The 16,380-nt window shown below is 45.2% G+C and carries 17 protein-coding genes and 1 pseudogene; 14 read left to right on the plus strand and 4 right to left on the minus strand.

Features of this window, described 5'->3' with window-relative positions:
* Positions 1–282 precede the first annotated feature (282 nt).
* From mgsA to NST20_RS05565, 6 genes are all read left to right on the plus strand, one after another.
* Entirely contained in the window at positions 283–705 is a 423-nt protein-coding gene (gene mgsA / locus NST20_RS05540) for a methylglyoxal synthase (RefSeq protein ID WP_013859011.1), read from the plus strand.
* Positions 706–827: 122 nt separating this feature from the next.
* Positions 828–971 (plus strand): hypothetical protein, encoded by a 144-nt coding sequence (locus tag NST20_RS05545; protein WP_164931347.1) that lies wholly within the window; start codon positions 828–830, stop codon positions 969–971.
* Between the two features lie 67 nt (positions 972–1,038).
* Positions 1,039–1,362: a hypothetical protein gene (locus tag NST20_RS05550; protein WP_035181861.1), complete on the plus strand. Its 324-nt coding sequence runs from the start codon at positions 1,039–1,041 to the stop codon at positions 1,360–1,362.
* A gap of 77 nt (positions 1,363–1,439) precedes the next feature.
* The gene (locus NST20_RS05555; RefSeq protein WP_110139056.1) at positions 1,440–1,547 is read left to right on the plus strand and encodes a hypothetical protein; all 108 of its coding nucleotides are present in this window, start codon (positions 1,440–1,442) and stop codon (positions 1,545–1,547) included.
* A gap of 289 nt (positions 1,548–1,836) precedes the next feature.
* On the plus strand, positions 1,837–2,463 hold the full coding sequence (locus NST20_RS05560) for a 5-formyltetrahydrofolate cyclo-ligase (protein ID WP_328013617.1): 627 nt from the start codon (positions 1,837–1,839) through the stop codon (positions 2,461–2,463).
* A complete protein-coding gene (locus tag NST20_RS05565) occupies positions 2,460–3,800 on the plus strand; it encodes an MFS transporter (RefSeq protein ID WP_237349167.1) in 1,341 nt (446 codons plus the stop codon). The genes NST20_RS05560 and NST20_RS05565 overlap by 4 nt, the downstream gene beginning before the upstream one ends.
* 196 nt (positions 3,801–3,996) lie before the next feature.
* Here NST20_RS05565 and NST20_RS05570 read toward each other — a convergent pair whose 3' ends face one another.
* Positions 3,997–4,686 carry an MFS transporter gene (locus NST20_RS05570; protein WP_342400234.1) on the minus strand — a complete coding sequence of 230 codons (690 nt, stop codon included), beginning with the start codon at positions 4,684–4,686 and terminating at the stop codon, positions 3,997–3,999.
* A gap of 605 nt (positions 4,687–5,291) precedes the next feature.
* Between NST20_RS05570 and NST20_RS05575 the strand changes: the two genes are divergently transcribed.
* The 3 genes and pseudogenes from NST20_RS05575 to NST20_RS05585 all read left to right on the plus strand — a co-directional run bounded on the left by NST20_RS05575 (position 5,292) and on the right by NST20_RS05585 (position 8,606).
* On the plus strand, positions 5,292–6,449 hold the full coding sequence (locus tag NST20_RS05575; protein ID WP_342400235.1) for an AI-2E family transporter: 1,158 nt from the start codon (positions 5,292–5,294) through the stop codon (positions 6,447–6,449).
* Between the two features lie 478 nt (positions 6,450–6,927).
* A pseudogene (locus NST20_RS05580) lies at positions 6,928–7,266 on the plus strand (FAD-binding protein); the annotation flags it as partial.
* A gap of 14 nt (positions 7,267–7,280) precedes the next feature.
* Positions 7,281–8,606, plus strand: coding sequence for a glycoside-pentoside-hexuronide (GPH):cation symporter (locus tag NST20_RS05585; RefSeq protein WP_342400236.1), 1,326 nt, complete (start codon positions 7,281–7,283; stop codon positions 8,604–8,606).
* A gap of 159 nt (positions 8,607–8,765) precedes the next feature.
* On the opposite strand, the gene NST20_RS05590 is transcribed toward NST20_RS05585, so the two are convergent.
* The gene (locus NST20_RS05590) at positions 8,766–8,903 is read right to left on the minus strand and encodes a hypothetical protein (RefSeq protein WP_218832535.1); all 138 of its coding nucleotides are present in this window, start codon (positions 8,901–8,903) and stop codon (positions 8,766–8,768) included.
* A 66-nt stretch (positions 8,904–8,969) separates the two neighbouring features.
* On the minus strand, positions 8,970–10,007 hold the full coding sequence (locus tag NST20_RS05595; RefSeq protein ID WP_342400237.1) for a PocR ligand-binding domain-containing protein: 1,038 nt from the start codon (positions 10,005–10,007) through the stop codon (positions 8,970–8,972).
* 300 nt (positions 10,008–10,307) lie between these two features.
* Between NST20_RS05595 and NST20_RS05600 the strand changes: the two genes are divergently transcribed.
* From NST20_RS05600 to NST20_RS05620, 5 genes are all read left to right on the plus strand, one after another.
* Positions 10,308–11,450 (plus strand): glycerol dehydrogenase, encoded by a 1,143-nt coding sequence (locus tag NST20_RS05600; protein ID WP_342400238.1) that lies wholly within the window; start codon positions 10,308–10,310, stop codon positions 11,448–11,450.
* A gap of 120 nt (positions 11,451–11,570) precedes the next feature.
* Positions 11,571–12,563 (plus strand): dihydroxyacetone kinase subunit DhaK, encoded by a 993-nt coding sequence (gene dhaK, locus NST20_RS05605; RefSeq protein WP_026684550.1) that lies wholly within the window; start codon positions 11,571–11,573, stop codon positions 12,561–12,563.
* A gap of 18 nt (positions 12,564–12,581) precedes the next feature.
* Positions 12,582–13,172, plus strand: coding sequence for a dihydroxyacetone kinase subunit DhaL (gene dhaL, locus NST20_RS05610; RefSeq protein WP_110133936.1), 591 nt, complete (start codon positions 12,582–12,584; stop codon positions 13,170–13,172).
* A complete protein-coding gene (gene dhaM / locus NST20_RS05615; protein WP_110133937.1) occupies positions 13,165–13,542 on the plus strand; it encodes a dihydroxyacetone kinase phosphoryl donor subunit DhaM in 378 nt (125 codons plus the stop codon). The genes dhaL and dhaM overlap by 8 nt, the downstream gene beginning before the upstream one ends.
* Positions 13,543–13,737: 195 nt before the next feature.
* Positions 13,738–14,898 carry an iron-containing alcohol dehydrogenase gene (locus NST20_RS05620; protein ID WP_342400239.1) on the plus strand — a complete coding sequence of 387 codons (1,161 nt, stop codon included), beginning with the start codon at positions 13,738–13,740 and terminating at the stop codon, positions 14,896–14,898.
* Positions 14,899–15,175: 277 nt separating this feature from the next.
* On the opposite strand, the gene NST20_RS05625 is transcribed toward NST20_RS05620, so the two are convergent.
* Entirely contained in the window at positions 15,176–16,084 is a 909-nt protein-coding gene (locus tag NST20_RS05625; protein WP_342400240.1) for a superoxide dismutase, read from the minus strand.
* Between the last annotated feature and the right edge of the window lie 296 nt (positions 16,085–16,380).

Consider the following 16,380-nt stretch of genomic DNA (forward strand, 5'->3'; position numbering starts at 1 on the left):
TGAAATGAAAATGCCGGCATTCCAATTGCTTGATAACTCGGTGTCAAAGAAGAAGACATCCCGAATCTCGCAAAAGTTGTGTATGCAGATGTGTATACGGGCGGCAACCCGCGCGGCATAAGCGTGGAAGAAATCGAAGCATTGTACAAATCCATGCTGCATGATCCCAGTGAAAGCCTAGGGTAAAAAACGGGTGGTCCTGGAAAACGGGCCATTCGTTTTTTTTATAATATTATCGTATTATAGTAGTAACGTTATTTTTTGGAGAAGGGAGTTTTCCAGTTGAAAATTGCTTTTATTGCCCATGATAAAAAGAAAGAGGAAATTGTAAACTTTGCGGTTGCCTATGAGCCGGTATTCGACGGCCATGAATTGTACTCGACCGGCACAACCGGCAAGAGGATTATGGAAAAAACCAATTTGAAAATTACCCGCTTCAATTCTGGCCCGCTCGGCGGCGACCAGGAAATCGGCGCAATGATTGCCAAAAATGAAATGGATCTCGTTTTCTTTTTCCGTGATCCGCTCACGGCCCAGCCGCACGAACCGGACATTACCGCTTTACTCCGTCTTTGCGATGTCTATTCGATTCCGCTTGCCACCAACATGGGTACAGCTGAACTGCTCGTCCAGGGCTTAATGCGCGGCGATTTAAACTGGCGCATGATTGTGCATGAAAAGGAGAAGAAGAACAAGGGGGAATAAGAATTTCCGCCATATTCCATGCCAGCTTCCGGTGAAGGAAAATTAGGATTTCCGCATTTTGGGAATCCTTTTGGTTCCCCCGTCATTGGATTGGAATGCCAGGCACAGGCTGGGATAAATGGATGTTAGCCCCTGATGCGTTCCTGGATAGAGTGAAAGGGGGCTATCCGGGAACAGCAGGAAAGCGGTTCAGCAAGTACATTGAGCGGAACCGCCGCGAATACTACGAAAATGCGGGCGGCAGAATGATGAGCGGGCCGTTCTAAGGGCAGGGTCAAATCGAAAAAACCTGCCGGCACCGAAAGAGGTTTCCCCGAACCGGAGAAATGGGCGATGAACGAGCAGGAAGTGCTTGACGCAATCAAAGAGTGGGAAAATTTAAGTGCCAATCGGGAAAACAAAGTATTGTACGAAGCCCGGCTGAAATTTTTGCGCGACCAGCTTGCGAATATCCGCGGGGAAAGAGAGGAAGGGCTCAAAGAAGGGATACAAAAAGGGATTGAAGAAGGCAGGCAAAAAGGAATCGAAGAAGGGGTACAAATAGCAATCAAAAAAATGCTGAGCAAAGGCACCGCACCCGAAACGATCGCAGATATGCTCGATTATCCGCTTGAAGAAATCAAAAAAATCCAGCGGGAAATAGAACGGGGCCATTAATGAAAAAAGGGGAGAAGTCAGGCATCAGTTTGCTGCAACTAGTCAACATTTGATCACAATGGCAATCCGGCTATTCTATGAAATTCGGCCTGATTGCCGTAAACCGAAAAACGCAGGAACGGATGATAAAGGAAAGCGGGCGCTATCTCGGAGAAATGGCACAACTAAATGCAGGAAAAAGATAAGAAAAAGCCCCCATGCCGTATGCAGCTTGGGGGCTTTTTCTGTTGCAGCAAAGGATGCTAAGCAACTGTCATTGCCAGCGGGGTTCAGGAGCTTCGGTATCCCGGAAAAGCTGCCTCTTGCACCCGTTGAAAGTGGAATTCAACAATAATCTCGAATCACTTTGGCGTGGATAACCGGGGAATTTTAAAAAGTGAAAAAAGTACTTGCCATTCCCAAGGGAGCGAATCAGAAAATCCCCTCTGGTCTCATACACCCGGGGGGCATTTTCGTTTCCACTTCAGCCCAAACATGGTAAGATGGAAAAGCGCAAATTTTGATGGGTGTTCCGGGGTGAAGAAAATGGACAAGGCGGAAATACGAAGAGAAATGATCGGCTGGTTAAAGCGGCTGGATTTTAGCGAAAAGCAGGCCATAGAAGAAAAACTGCAACAAATTTTATTTTCCTCCGGTTTGTGGAAAAATGCCGGAACGGTTGGCGTGACGGTCTCCCAACATTTCGAATGGGATACGAAGCGGATCATTGAAACCGGGTGGGCGCAGGGGAAAACGATTTGTGTTCCAAAATGCGTGCCAAAAGAAAAAGAGCTCGTTTTTTACAGGCTGGATGATTTCGCGCAATTGGAAAAAAGCTTTTTTAACCTGCTCGAGCCGAAACCGGAAGAAACAGCAAAAATCGAGAAGCAGGCGATAGACCTGCTCATCGTTCCTGGCCTTGTTTTTGACAAAAAAGGTTTTCGCATCGGTTTTGGCGGTGGTTATTATGACCGGTTTCTTGCCGGTTTTCCCAATCAGACCGTGTCTTTGGTCCACTCGTACCAATTGAAGGAGCATGTCCCCAGCGAATCTTATGATATTCCGGTCCGGCAAATCGTGACAGAATCCGGAATGTTGAAAGTGAATGGAGGGGTTTCATGAAGAGCAGAACGTTTGTCATGGTCAGTATTGTCCTGGCAATGCTTGTGTCATCGATTGACGCAACGATTATGAACACCACAATGCCTGTCATTGCAAAAGAACTCGGCCACTTTGACTTGTACGCATGGGCATTTGCTTCCTATATGATCACGAGCACCATTTTATCCCCGATTGCGGGCCGGTTGTCCGACTTGTTCGGGAGGAAAAAAGTGTTCGGGTCCGGGATCGTGCTTTTTTTCGCCGGGTCGCTTTTATGCGGCATGTCATCCGGGATGATTGAACTGATTGTCTTTCGGGCTATTCAGGGCATTGGGGCAGGTTTTATGGTCCCGTTTCCGGCCATTATCGCAGGAGACCTGTTTTCTGTTGAAAACCGCGGAAAAATCCAGGCATTGTTTACTGGCATGTGGGGATTATCCGCTGTCCTGGCGCCGCTTTTAGGCTCGTTTTTTGTAACGTATTTAACGTGGAGATGGATTTTCTTTGTCAACCTGCCAGTCTGCCTCATTTCGTTTTTAACGCTTTTGCCGTATAACGAGCATTACGCGCCGAAAAAAGCGCGTGTCGATTACATAGGAGCTGCATTATTTGCGGTTGCGATCACACTCTTGCTTTTGGTCACGGTCGTACACCGCAACTACTGGTTGTTTGCGGCAGCCGGAATCCTTTTTCTTCTCCTTTTTTATTTTTATGAAAAAAGGCAGGATTCCCCGATTGTGCCGCTTTCGATGTTTAAAAATAAGACATTTGCCCGGATGAATGCCAACTCCTTTATCGGGACGGTGGCATTGTTTGGCGCTTCCAGCTATGTGCCGCTGTTTTTGCAGAAAGTAACAGGGCTGTCTCTGCTCATGAGCGGGGTTGCGCTGCTCGGGTCATCGATCGGCTGGATGGCCGCTGCAGTCCCCGCCGGAAAATGGATATTGCGGTACGGCTACCGGCGGCTGCTTTTAATCGGGAACGGGCTTTTGCTTGTTTCTGGTTTATGCTGGATCTTTTTAAATCCGGGCCACGGGTTCTGGTACGTCTTTCTCGTCATGATTGTCCATGGCGCTGCGTTCGGGTTGCTTTCGACGGTCGGGATTATCGGTTCCCAGCAAATGGTGAGCGCCTACGAAAAAGGGATAGCTACTTCCTTTTTCATGTTTTGCCGGAACATGGGAACGGCGATCGGCGTGACCGTAATGGGTGCCTTTCTGACAAGCGGGTCTACTTATATGCAGGGCATTCACCATTTGTTTCTATTCGGCTTTTGCGGCAGCATTTTGGCCTTTTTAACTTCTTTTCTGATTCATAATAATGCGGGTGAAAGCGGAAAAACAGCAGCAAATCAATAGGGCTTGCTGAATCAGCCGGTGCCTGGCAGGGGATCTGGCAGCTCTGGGCGAACTTCACGTTTTACTCGAAAACAGGCTCTTTCGCAGATCCATGATTTGGTAATATTGAGGCAGAGCTTGCCGGCAAATCGGATTTAATCAGCAAACCTTAATAAACCCGTCTTAGCTTATCAGGCTAAAACGGGTTTTCTGCTCCTCAACAGGGGGAGTCCGTTTCTTTTTTCAACTGCATTTTCCTTTGCTGGTCCTGCGGTTTTTCAAATACCCCAACGGTTCGAACGGTAAAGGAAAGGGCAAATCCGATGACTGCCAGGATGAGCGTGAACATAAAACCGTACTGGACGCCGTTTGTTAACGCTGCTGCGGCATGTTGTCCGCCGGCTCCTGTATAAGCGTGTTCGCCTGCAGCCAGCAATGTGGCAGACAAGGCAGTGGCAATTGCGCCGCTCACTTGCTGGGCGGTATTCATAATTGCGCTGCCGTCAGGGGACATCTCTTTCGGCAATGCGTTCAGCCCGTTCGTTTGCGCCGGGGACATAACAAGCGGAGCGCCGACCATGAGCAAAAGATTCGCTGCAATCACAAAAAGAAAAGAAGATGTTGTTTGGACACAGATAAACATTGCACCAGCTGCGATGCAGATCAGAAACCCGATTCTGACAAGCCATTTTGCGCCGTATAGATCATAAAGCTTGCCCGAGACAGCCGACACAATCCCGTTTACAATTCCCCCTGGCAAAAGAAGGATGCCGGTAAGCGCGACAGCTACCAGTTTTCCGCTCTGCCAGTACATCGGCAGCAAAAGCATGGATGACATGATAATACTGAAGACGATCATAATCATCAGCGTGCCAATGGCGAACATTTTATGCTGGAAGGCACGCACATCAGCATCGGTTTTTCCATTCGCAATTGCCGGATGGAAAAAATCGCCTGTTTGTTTTCATTTGACAGCCAGGGATAAATTTGGTTGCTGAAACGGCGCCAACATCCGGGCTCGTTTTAGCATGCCTGTTTCCAACAATAATCACTTTCCCTGAATCCGGCGCCTGAAAACCGGCAATCACGTTCAGAAGGGTAGTTTTGACGCAGCCGGAGGCCCCGGGATACAAACAAAATTTACCGGCAGTTCACTGTTTGGGGAAACCTGGTCACTTAACCTGCTCTCCTTTGGCAGCACTTGGCCTGGCCCGGACTTTTGGCTTCTCCTGCCCGTCTTCCTGAGCAGCCTGAAAGCAGTAATACAATCAGCAATAGAAAAGCGCCAATTTTAAAGTAATTTTTCGTAAATAACATATGCCATCCCCTGTTTTATTCATTTTTCATTTTCCCACCCAAGAGAATTTCACGTGCTGGAACCATCTGATCAGGCCTCATCATGTATAACACAGAAAAAATGATAAAAATTGGTCTGCTGCAATCCTTTATTTTCAAGTATAATCAAGTTAAATGGATTATAAGACAAACGGACGCATCAGACGGAGGGATTAAATGAAAGGAATAAAACTTAGTTTATGGATCAAATACATACTGCTGGCGGTTGTGGCCGTGCTTTTTGTAAAATATTTCAGCACGATTCTGGATGCGCTTGGGGCGGTTTGGCATGTTGCATTCCCACTTGTGCTCGGGGCTGCGATTGCCTATGTGCTCAATATTTTAATGAAAAAAGTGGAACGCGTTTATTTTCCGAACGCGCAAAACAAATTTATCCGTGCAACGCGGAGGGGCGTCAGCATTCTTTTTTCGTTTGTGGTGATTTTCGGCATTGTTTCCATTCTGGTTTTGATCATTGTGCCGCAATTGATCCAGGCTTTTACAGTGTTGATTGATGCCATTCCGCGCGTTTACACGAAAAGCTTGGACTATTTCCAGTCAAACAGCGGCAAGTACTCCAGTCTCGGAAAGTTCATCTCCAGCCTGCAGGTCGATCTGGATGCAGTCACAAAAAAATTGACCGCATCTCTTTCCAAAGTGGTGACCGGCATTTTGAATTCGACGTTTTCCATCGCCGGCGCCTTAACAAGCGGCGTAATGAACCTGGTCATTGCCATTATTTTTGCCATCTATATTTTGGCGGCAAAGGAGAAGCTGGCTATTCAGGCGGATAAAGTGGTCCGTGCTTTTTTGAAAAAGCAGACGGCGGACAGATTGTATTATGTGCTCAAGGTGGCAAACCGGACTTTTTCAAGCTTTATTGTCGGGCAATGTGTAGAGGCCGTGATTTTAGGCTGCTTATGTACGGCAGGCATGTTTCTTTTACATTTTCCATATGCTGCCATGGTCGGGGCATTTATCAGTGCAACGGCCTTGATTCCGGTTGTCGGCGCGTATTTGGGTGCCGCATTTGGCGCATTTATGATTTTAACGGTGGATCCGATGAAGGCGCTGTTCTTTCTGGTTTTCATTATTGTGCTTCAGCAAGTGGAAGGCAACATTATCTATCCGCGGGTAGTGGGTTCGTCGATCGGGTTGCCAGGTTTGTGGGTCCTGGCGGCGGTGATCATCGGGGGCGGCCTTGGCGGGATCGTTGGCATGCTTTTCGGTGTGCCGGTTGCCGCCACATTGTATAAGCTGCTAAGCGACCAGGTGGAGAAACGGCTGCAAACGCCACCGGGAGTGGAGGAAACAAACAGGAGCGGTACTGTATAATCACCCGGATGGAGACGGAAGTTCTTTGCACGAAAAGATGAAACATTGGGCTGCCGTCCGAATGATAATTGCGGGAATAGAAGTGAGATTTTCGGCTTCTATTCCCTTTTAGGGAGAAAAACAATGAGAATTGGATTCAGCGGAGGGATCCTTTACGGAGCTGTCATCTTGCTCTTTCTTTTGTTGTTTGTGATGAAAGCGTTTTATAATTTGTAAAACAAGATACAGCTGAATCCTTTGTTGGAATACATTTATCACATAGCCGGGTAGCCTTTTCACACTCCGCTTTCTCCTTCCCGGTCTGCGCCGGGCGCGTTGGCCGGAGAGTTTTTTTATCGCCTGTTGTTTTTCTATCTTAATTTAAAAAGGATATTCCGATTTCGTGTCGAATGTTAGCATCAATGTTATGCCGGCCGGAAGAAGAAAGGTGTCTCCTTTTTGCCGGCTGCAGGTACCCGCATCGATGAAATACTTTACAACGGCAATCCGGGGCCATCGGAATTATTTGGGGGATAAGTGGATTCGCGTTGCCCCGCCGCATAAAATACTCGATCATAAAAATGGCCCGCTCATCGCCGTGCGCCTTCATATTATAAGCAGAAAAACATTAGGCGGCCTGCAAACCGATTTATCCGGAAGAGTACTGGATTCCGCAGGCCATGCCATACCCGGGTTGTATGCAGCGGGGGAGGTTTCCGGATTTGGCGGCGGCGGTGTCCATGGCTACAGGTCCATTGAAGGAACATTTCTGGGCGGCTGCCTTTTCACAGGAAGGACGGCCGGCCGGGCGATTATGCCGGGGTCCAAAAGCCGGTAACGCAAACAGGAGAATTGCAGCGGAAGGAAAAAATCGCATACGGTGCTGGGGATATCGGGTATAATTTTCTGTTTGACCTCGGGCAAATCTATTTGCTCAAATTCTATACGGATACGCTCGGGCTCCCGGCCTCTATTGCAGGAATGGTATTTTTAGTGACGAAAATTTGGGATGCTTTTTCGGATTTTACCATCGGCACGGTTGTGGACCACCGGAAAAAAATCGGGCCAAAGGGGAAATTCCGGCCCTTCATTCTGTATACCGCAGTTCCGCTGGCGCTCATGACGGTGACGAACTTTCTTTCACCGGATTTTTCATTAAACGGAAAAGTGATTTGGGCCTTTGCTACATACATGGTTTTCGGCACCATCTACAGTATTTCCAGCATACCATACGGTTCAGTGGCCCCGGCGATGACGAAAAATGCCAATGAACGGGCTGAATTGTCCGCTTTCAGGCAAGCCGGCGCCAATCTTGGATTGCTCATTACGACGGTTGGCTTTATGCCTGTTGTCTTCCTGTTTGGCAATCCGAAAATCGGTTATCCGGCGGCGGCTGCAATTTTTGCAACGGTCGGCATATTGCTGCAAATCTATTCTTATAAGCATATAAAAGAGCGCCATGTTGACCTGGAACCGAAAAAAACAAGCCATACGGTTAAAGACAGCTACAAGGCGCTTGCCAAAAACGGGCCCCTTTTCATTGTCAGTCTGGTCAATTTATTTACCATTTCAGCCTACAATGTGAAACTGGCCGTCCAGGTGTATTACTGCCAGTATGTCCTGCACGATGTCGCCATCGTTTCTTATATGGGCTTTTTCAGTATAGGTTTCGCCTTTTTCGGGATTGCCCTTGCTCCTTTTGTTCAACGAAAAATCGGGAAAAAGTACACGTATATGTTTGGTTGTGCCATTTGGGCGGTTGCCGATCTGCTTGCTTTGTTTTTTGCCCATAATGCCGTTCTGTTTATTGTATTTGCCTGCCTCGCCTTTTTCGGAAACGCTTTTGTCAACAGCCTGAACTGGGCATTGATTTCCGACTGCGTGGAATACGGGGAATGGAAAACCGGAAAGCGGACGGAAGGTATTGTCTACTCCTTTTTTACATTCTTTCGCAAATTGTCACAGGCTGTCGCCGGGTTTATTCCCGGGTTTGTGCTGAGCATTTCCGGATATGTGCCGAATGCCGTCCAGTCCGCAAGCGCCATTTTTGGTATCAAAGCGCTTATGTTTATCTATCCGGCAGCACTGTCCATTTTAACGATTGTTGTCTTCGGCTTTTTCTACCGCTTGACGGAAAAGAAATATAAAGAAATCGTGACGGAGATGAATAGCAGGTAATGCAGGTTGAAGGTCAATTTGGGGAGTATTTTCAACAAAAGCTGGCTCTTTGTTTTCCTACACATGCCGGCTTGCGGCCAGATTCATGTCTGTATTTTCTGCCTTTTCTCTAACGGCTTGGGCATCCCTTGTCCATTTTAAATGCCAAGGGATGCGTTTTTAAACATCATAATGATCATCATCGTTGCCCTTTCCCTTAGATGCTTCTTCCAATTGGCGTTTTTGTTCTTCTGGAACGATCCACTCATTCAGTTCGTTGATGATTTTTGCATTCAAACGCTTTCTAAATCGAGTCATCAAAGAATCAAAAGTAGCAGAAATCCTTGTCAAACTTGAAGTTTTTGCTTATTCAGCAAGCCCTGTTTACTTTTCTTGATAGTATTTCCTGTATACGTTAGGGGTAATATTTTCATATTTTTTAAATGTCTTAATGTAGTATCCTGGTTCGTTGAATCCCAATTCATCACTAATTTGTGCAATAGATAGGTCTGTTTTCTCTAACAATGGTTTAGACCATTCTATTTTTTGAAGGGATATAAAAGTAGAAAAATTAATTCCCGTTTCTTTCACAAATAACCGGCTGAAATAACCGGTGCTGATGTGGCATAAACCGGCTAACATTTGTTGCGAAAATTTTTCGCCTTTATTTTTGAAGATATAGTCAAAGGCAGGTTGTAATGTTTTGTTTTTACAAACAAGGTGATCATTGAGCGATGTTTTTACATAAGCGCTCGTAACCGTATTTGCCAATTCTTTTTTTATATGTTGAATATTATCTAAAGAATATCCGGTTGCAACGTCATCCATTGCAGCTTTTTCTTTAAGCGGAGCTATTTTCTTATACGCTTCTAAAATTAAATTTTTATTCATCGCCTCCTCGACGATATAGTTGGACAGGCGATAGAGCATTTGAGCAGCTTCTTTAATTTCGGAATAAGAGAGAATCGGGATTGAATCGTATAATCGATTTATCTCTTCTTTCTGATCAACTTGTGCAAGTCTTTTTGCCGGAACGGTTAGCATTTGTTCAAGCGTTTGCTGTTCTCCGCTGTCAGCGAGCCTTACTTCCCCCGCCATGATAGCGCCTACATACTGATCATCAACAATAATCGGGATGGCCATGTCAATAATATTCCAATGACATAAATAGATATAAGGAGCATTTGTTCTGACAGCTTCCAGTCCTCCTCTTGCATCACATTTTTCACAAAGCTTTGCTGTATTTGGATTGTCACGCATCATTTTACAGAAAGGGCGAACATCACTATGACGCGTAATGGGTGTTCCTTTATAGTCAACGATGATGATCGCCAGTTTTGTAACAATGGAAAGAGAATCTTGAAGGTTTTTCCACTTCTTTAAATCCAGTATTTTATCCAAATTCATGTAACTCGTATTCATCGTGTTTCTCCCTTCCTTATTTTTAATGGAAAAACAGGTTTGTGTTCGAAGACAGAGATCATCCGCTGTACATGAAGTTAAATATTACAAAATTGCCCGAATATCAGAACGTACATTATAAGATTGAAATGATATTTAACCAGTCTTTATATCAAAATAATACCACTTTAATAGAAAAAGCAAAATAATACTATGAATAATTGTAAAAAGTCGTTATTTAAGTCCAATGTTTTCCCGGGGGAAGGATGGTAAGCTTAATTTGTGTAAGGGATTACAAAATTTGATTTGGAGGGAATATCCATGAGAAAAGCATTTATTAGTCCTACCAAATATGTCCAAGGCGAAGATGAAATTTTAAACTTAGGTTATTTTGTGAAAACATACGGTACCTCAGCATTATTAATCGCACATCCAGATGATGCAAAACGGGTAAGGGAAAAATTGGATGCAACGGCAGAAAAATTTGGCATTACATTTATAGAAAGCGGATTCAATGGCGAATGTTCGCGACAAGAAATTGCCAGATTAAAAGAAGTGGCGAAAGAAAACAAATGTGACTGTACAATCGGTTTAGGCGGCGGGAAGGCGCTTGACACATCAAAATGTGTGGCAGAGGGAGATGCATTAATCATTGTGCCGACGATTGCAGCTACAGATGCGCCAACCAGCCATTCTGCAGTTATGTATACACCGGAGGGGGTTTTTGATGATTACGCATATTTTAAACAAAGCCCGAGTGTCATCTTAATTGATACGACGGTAATTGCCCATGCGCCAACCAGATTCCTGGTTTCCGGAATGGGGGATGCGTTGTCCACTTATTTTGAAGCAAGAGCAACAGCACGCTCTTTTTCTAATGTGAATGCAGGTTTACCTTGTGGCGTCAGGGAAGGCTTATGTCCGCCAGCAAAAGGAACAAATGCAGCATTGGCGTTAGCCACACATTGTTATCAGACATTGTTAGAAGATGGGCTGAAAGCGAAAGCTGCGAGCGATTGTAATACCGTAACGCCAGCCTTGGAAAATATAATTGAAACCAATATTTTATTATCAGGATTAGGTTTTGAAAGTGGCGGATTGGCAGGCGCACATGCGATTCATGATGGTCTAACAATTTTAGAAGGAGCGCATGCGTATTATCATGGTGAAAAAGTAGCTTTCGGTACATTGGCACAGTTAGTACTGGAGGACGCACCAAAACAGGAAATTGAAGAAGTATTAAATTTCTGTTTGGCAGTAGGGTTGCCGGTTTGTCTTGCTGATATTGGAGTAGACCATATTACGCAAGAAGAGTTAATGGAGGTTGCCAATAAAACTTGTATCCCGGAAGAATCCATCTATTCTATGCCATTTCCTGTTACACCAGAGTCAGTAGCAGCAGCAATCATTGCGGCTGACAAAATCGGAAGCGATTATAAAGCTGAAAAATTGCAGAAAGCGTGATCAATAAGGAAAAACTTTAAAAATATCAGCCAGGCAATATAAGCATGCATGCCTGAAGCATGCATGCCCGCCTGTGCTTAAAATGTTCCATTTTACATATAAAGAGACGGGGGAGCAGCCATGAAAAAAATTTTGAATGACCCGAAAAATGTGCTTGATGAAATGCTGCAAGGCTTTGTGTATGCAAATGAAGACAAGGTCGGACGAATAGAAGGAACCGGCGTCATCTACCGCAAGTATAAAGATGAAGGTAAGGTCGGGCTGGTGAGTGGCGGAGGCAGCGGCCATGAACCGAGCCATGCCGGTTTTGTAGGAAAAGGCATGCTGAGTGCGGCTGTCTGCGGGGAAGTGTTTACTTCGCCAACGCCGGATCAGATTTTTGAAGCGATAAAAAAAGCGGACCAGGGTGCCGGCGTATTTTTAATTGTAAAGAATTATACGGGTGATGTGATGAATTTTGAGATGGCCGAGGAACTGGCTGAAATGGAGGACATCAAAGTCAAAAAAGTGATTGTTGATGATGATATTGCCGTGGAAGACAGCACCTATACAGCAGGAAAACGCGGAGTTGCAGGAACTGTGCTAGTCCATAAAATTCTCGGGGCCGCGGCTGCATCCGGCTATTCTCTGGAAAATATCAAAACATTGGCAGACCGCTTAGTGCCAGCTATTAAAACGATCGGTGTCGCGATTTCTCCGGCAACTGTCCCGGAAGTCGGCAAACCGGGTTTTGAATTGGGGGCAGATGAAATGGAGTACGGTGTCGGGATCCACGGCGAACCGGGTTACCGGCGCGAAAAAATCAAGCCGTCAAAAGAAATTGCACATGAACTGGTTACCCAGCTGAAAAAAGCATTTGATTGGCAAAAAGGCGACCATTTCGCTTGCCTTGTCAACGGGCTGGGTGCAACGCCGCTGATGGAACAATATATTTTTATCCATGATGTGCAGGCCATACTGGAAAAAGAGGGGCTGGTTGTCGATTTTAAAAAAGCCGGGAATTTGATGACGTCCATTGATATGGCAGGCCTCTCGCTGACCCTTTTAAGATTGGAAGACGCGTCTTGGGCGGACGATTTAAAACAGCCTGTAGAAACGCCGGCATGGGTGTAAAAAGGAGGAGTTACCGGGATGTTAACAGTAGATACTGCCGTTGATTGGCTGAAAACCTTTGCGGCCCAAGTGGAAGAACAAAAAGCATATTTGAGCGATTTGGATTCCGCAATCGGGGACGGTGACCATGGGAGTAATATGGCACGCGGCACGAAAGCGATGGCGGAAAAACTGGAGGAGGGCGGTTTTAAAACCGTCCAGGATGTATTCAAAACAGCTGCGATGGCGCTGTTGAGCAAAATTGGCGGCGCATCCGGACCACTTTACGGATCGGCGTTGATCGCGATGGCCAAACAAGCCGGTGAAACGGAAACAGATGTAGCGGGTATCGTAAAAGCAGGCCTTGCCGGCATCCAAAAACGCGGGAAGGCAGAGCAGGGCGAAAAGACAATGGTTGATGTCTGGATCCCGGTCTGTGAAGCACTCGACTCAGGGAACTTGTCAAAAGAAGTAATCCAAAGCGCCGTCGCCCGCACCAAAGACATGAAAGCGACAAAGGGCCGGGCTTCTTATCTTGGCGAACGGTCTGTCGGACACCTGGATCCGGGCGCTGTATCGAGCGGTTATTTATTTGAAGCACTCCTGAAAGGCGGGGTACTTCATGCGTAAAAAAGCTTGTGGCATTGTTGTCGTTTCCCATATTCCGGAATTGGCAGCAGGGGTTGCCCGTTTACTGGGCGAAGCAGCCAAGGATGTTTCGATTACGTATGCGGGCGGTACAGATGAGGGTAAAGTGGGCACCAGCTTTGAAAAAATCTCGGCAGCGATTGCGGAAAACGAAGCCGATGATCTATTCGGGTTTTACGACCTCGGCAGCGCGAAAATGAACTTGGAAATGGCTATAGAAACGTCGGACAAAAATATCCGGCTCATGGATACCGCCTTCGTAGAAAGTGCTTATACTGCCGCCGCGCTGATCCAAGCTGATGCGGATGTGGAGGCTGTTCTTGCACAGCTGGATCCGCTAAAAGTGAAATAGCGAAGGGACAGGACAGCCATTTTGAACACCCTTTCCTTGGGAGACATGAATAAAGTGAAACTTCCCCCACTGATCGTTAGTTGAACCAATCGGACTTTACAGGCAGTTGATCTCCCACCTATTTTTTCATACCTTTAATCTTTAGGTGGAAGCCTTATTGTCCGATAAGAAGTGGGATAAACCAAACTGGAGGTTATGACATGTACGATTTTTTTTATGCCGAATGTTAACTATTTTGGTCGCGGTGCCGTAAAAGTAACCGGGGAACGTTGTAAAATTCTTGGAGCCAAAAAAGCTTTCATTGTAACGGATCGATTTTTGAACAAATTAGATGGCGGGCCGGTAGAAAAAGTCATCGCAACATTAAAGGAAGCGATGATTGATTATGTGATTTATGATGGAGTTGAACCCAATCCAAAAGATACGAATGTAGCAGATGGACTAAAGGTATATCAGGAAAATCATTGCAACCTCATTTTAACCGTTGGGGGCGGCAGTGCACATGACTGCGGGAAGGGAATTGGTATTGCTGCCACTCACGAAGGAGATTTATATGAGAACTATGCCGGAATTGAAAAATTAACACAACCTCTGCCTCCTATTATTGCTGTAAACACAACCGCAGGAACAGCAAGTGAAGTAACACGCCACTGTGTGCTGACGAATACGGAGAAAAAGATTAAATTTGTTATTGTTAGCTGGAGGAACACGCCGTTAGTATCTATTAATGATCCGGAATTAATGGTAGGAAAACCAGCAGCCTTAACTGCAGCAACAGGAATGGATGCCCTAACTCATGCGGTTGAAGCCTATGTATCACTTGGTGCAAATCCAGTAACAGATGCTCAAGCCATTCAAGCGATTCAATTGATATCGGAAAATTTGCGCCAAGCAGTCGCTTACGGTAAAAATATTGAAGCACGTGAGAATATGGCAAGTGCTTCTCTGTTGGCTGGAATGGCATTTAATAACGCAGGTTTAGGTTACATACACGCGATGGCCCATCAATTAGGCGGTTTATATGATATTCCGCATGGCGTTGCAAATGCAGTATTGTTACCGCATGTTGAAAAGTTTAATATTATCTCTAATCCCCGCAAATTTGCTGATATCGCTAAATTTATGGGTGAAAATATAGAAGGGATTTCCATTCGTGACGCCGCAGATAAAGCCATTGATGCAATTAGAAAATTATCTGAAGACATTCATATTCCTTCTAATCTGCGGGAATTAGGAGTAAAGGAGAAAGACTTCAAATTAATGGCAAAATTGGCCCTTGAAGATGGGAATGCGTTTAGCAACCCAATTCAAGGAAATACGCAAGATATAATTGATATCTTTAAAGCGGCTTACTAAAATACGATTTTGATTGTGAAAGAAGTTCAAATATTTTCTTTTTTGATGGCAAAAAAATTGCGGTAAGACGTGAATTGCGGTCATGTCTTACCATTTTTTTGTTCTCTAACTGAAGTTCCAATACTATAGAGCGTTTGTCTACATTTACCATAAAAATTCCCCACCCTTATGGAATCAAAGCGCTGCTAAACATAAGCAGGAAATCATTTTTTCGAAGATAATGGGTAATTAAATGTTGAATCTCCGTAAAAAAAGACCGAAACGCCATCCATTTAATTTAAAAAGGCTGCCACTTTAATTTCACTGCTTCTTTGAAACGATTCTCCACCTCTTGCCAATTGACAACATGCCACCAGTTTTCGATATATTTCTTTCTTTCGTTTTTGTATTGGAGGTAGTAGGCGTGTTCCCACACATCCAGAACAAGTAGCGGTATGACATCCCATTGGCTGAGATTTTGATGTTTTTCAGCCTGCAGAATTTCAAGCCGCCTTGCACGTGGGGACCAGACCAATATGGCCCATCCGACACCTTCCACCTGATTTGCTGCCTCTGAAAAATGTTTTTTAAAATGAGCAAAGCCACCAAACGTTTGCCGGATTGTTCTCTCTAAATCTCCCTTCGGCTCCCCTCCGCCATCGGGGCTCATTATATTCCAAAAAAGGGTGTGCAAATAATGGCCGGCACCATGGAAGGCAGCTTCTCTTTCCCAATGCTTAAGGAGCCCGTAGTTATTGGTTGCCCGGGCTTTTTGCATTTCTTTTTCTGCTCTGTTTAAACCATCCACATAGCTTTGATGATGTTTATCATGATGCAGCCTCATTATTTCACGCGCGATATAGGGTTCCAATGCATCATAAGCGTACGGAAGCGGCGGAAGGGTGTGCCCGCCAATTGGTACCACATCCTGCAGGGCCGCTGCACCGCCATTTCCATCCGACTTAGCAGCACTGCTTTTTCCCAAAAAAGAATTGAATTGCGTATACAATTTGTTCGCCCGGTTGTAAATATCTGCATACTGCAAAGGTTCTTTGGTTGAAAGAAGTTTTTGGAATTCACGGAGATTTTCCTGCCATTCATCCAACCTTTCTTTCTGGATGTTTTCCCGCAATACATCTTCGGATTTATGAAAAGTCTTTTCGATCTCTTCACTCCACTGTTTTAATGACGCTCGATATTCTGACAATGAAGGCCCTCCCCATTATTAGTCGTTCATAATATATGCCGGATAACGGAAAGGTTGAATGCCTTTCAAACATTCAATCTGTAAGAACAGGCTTCTGATTGCGCAAGGCGGAACCGCTTGACATTTTCATATCGAGATCGTTTTGATAAATGGAGATTGTTTTTTCATTAAATTGTAGAAAAGGAGAGCAGAAAGGATATTGCTATTTTTTTAAAAAAGAAATACCATTAGCCTTGGTATATGTTGGTAAGCGGGGAGTATTCATATAGAAAGAAGGTTCATCACATTTTGGACAC

The organism is Weizmannia sp. FSL W8-0676 (genome assembly GCF_038593015.1).
Taxonomy (GTDB): Bacteria; Bacillota; Bacilli; order Bacillales; family Bacillaceae_C; genus Weizmannia; species Weizmannia coagulans.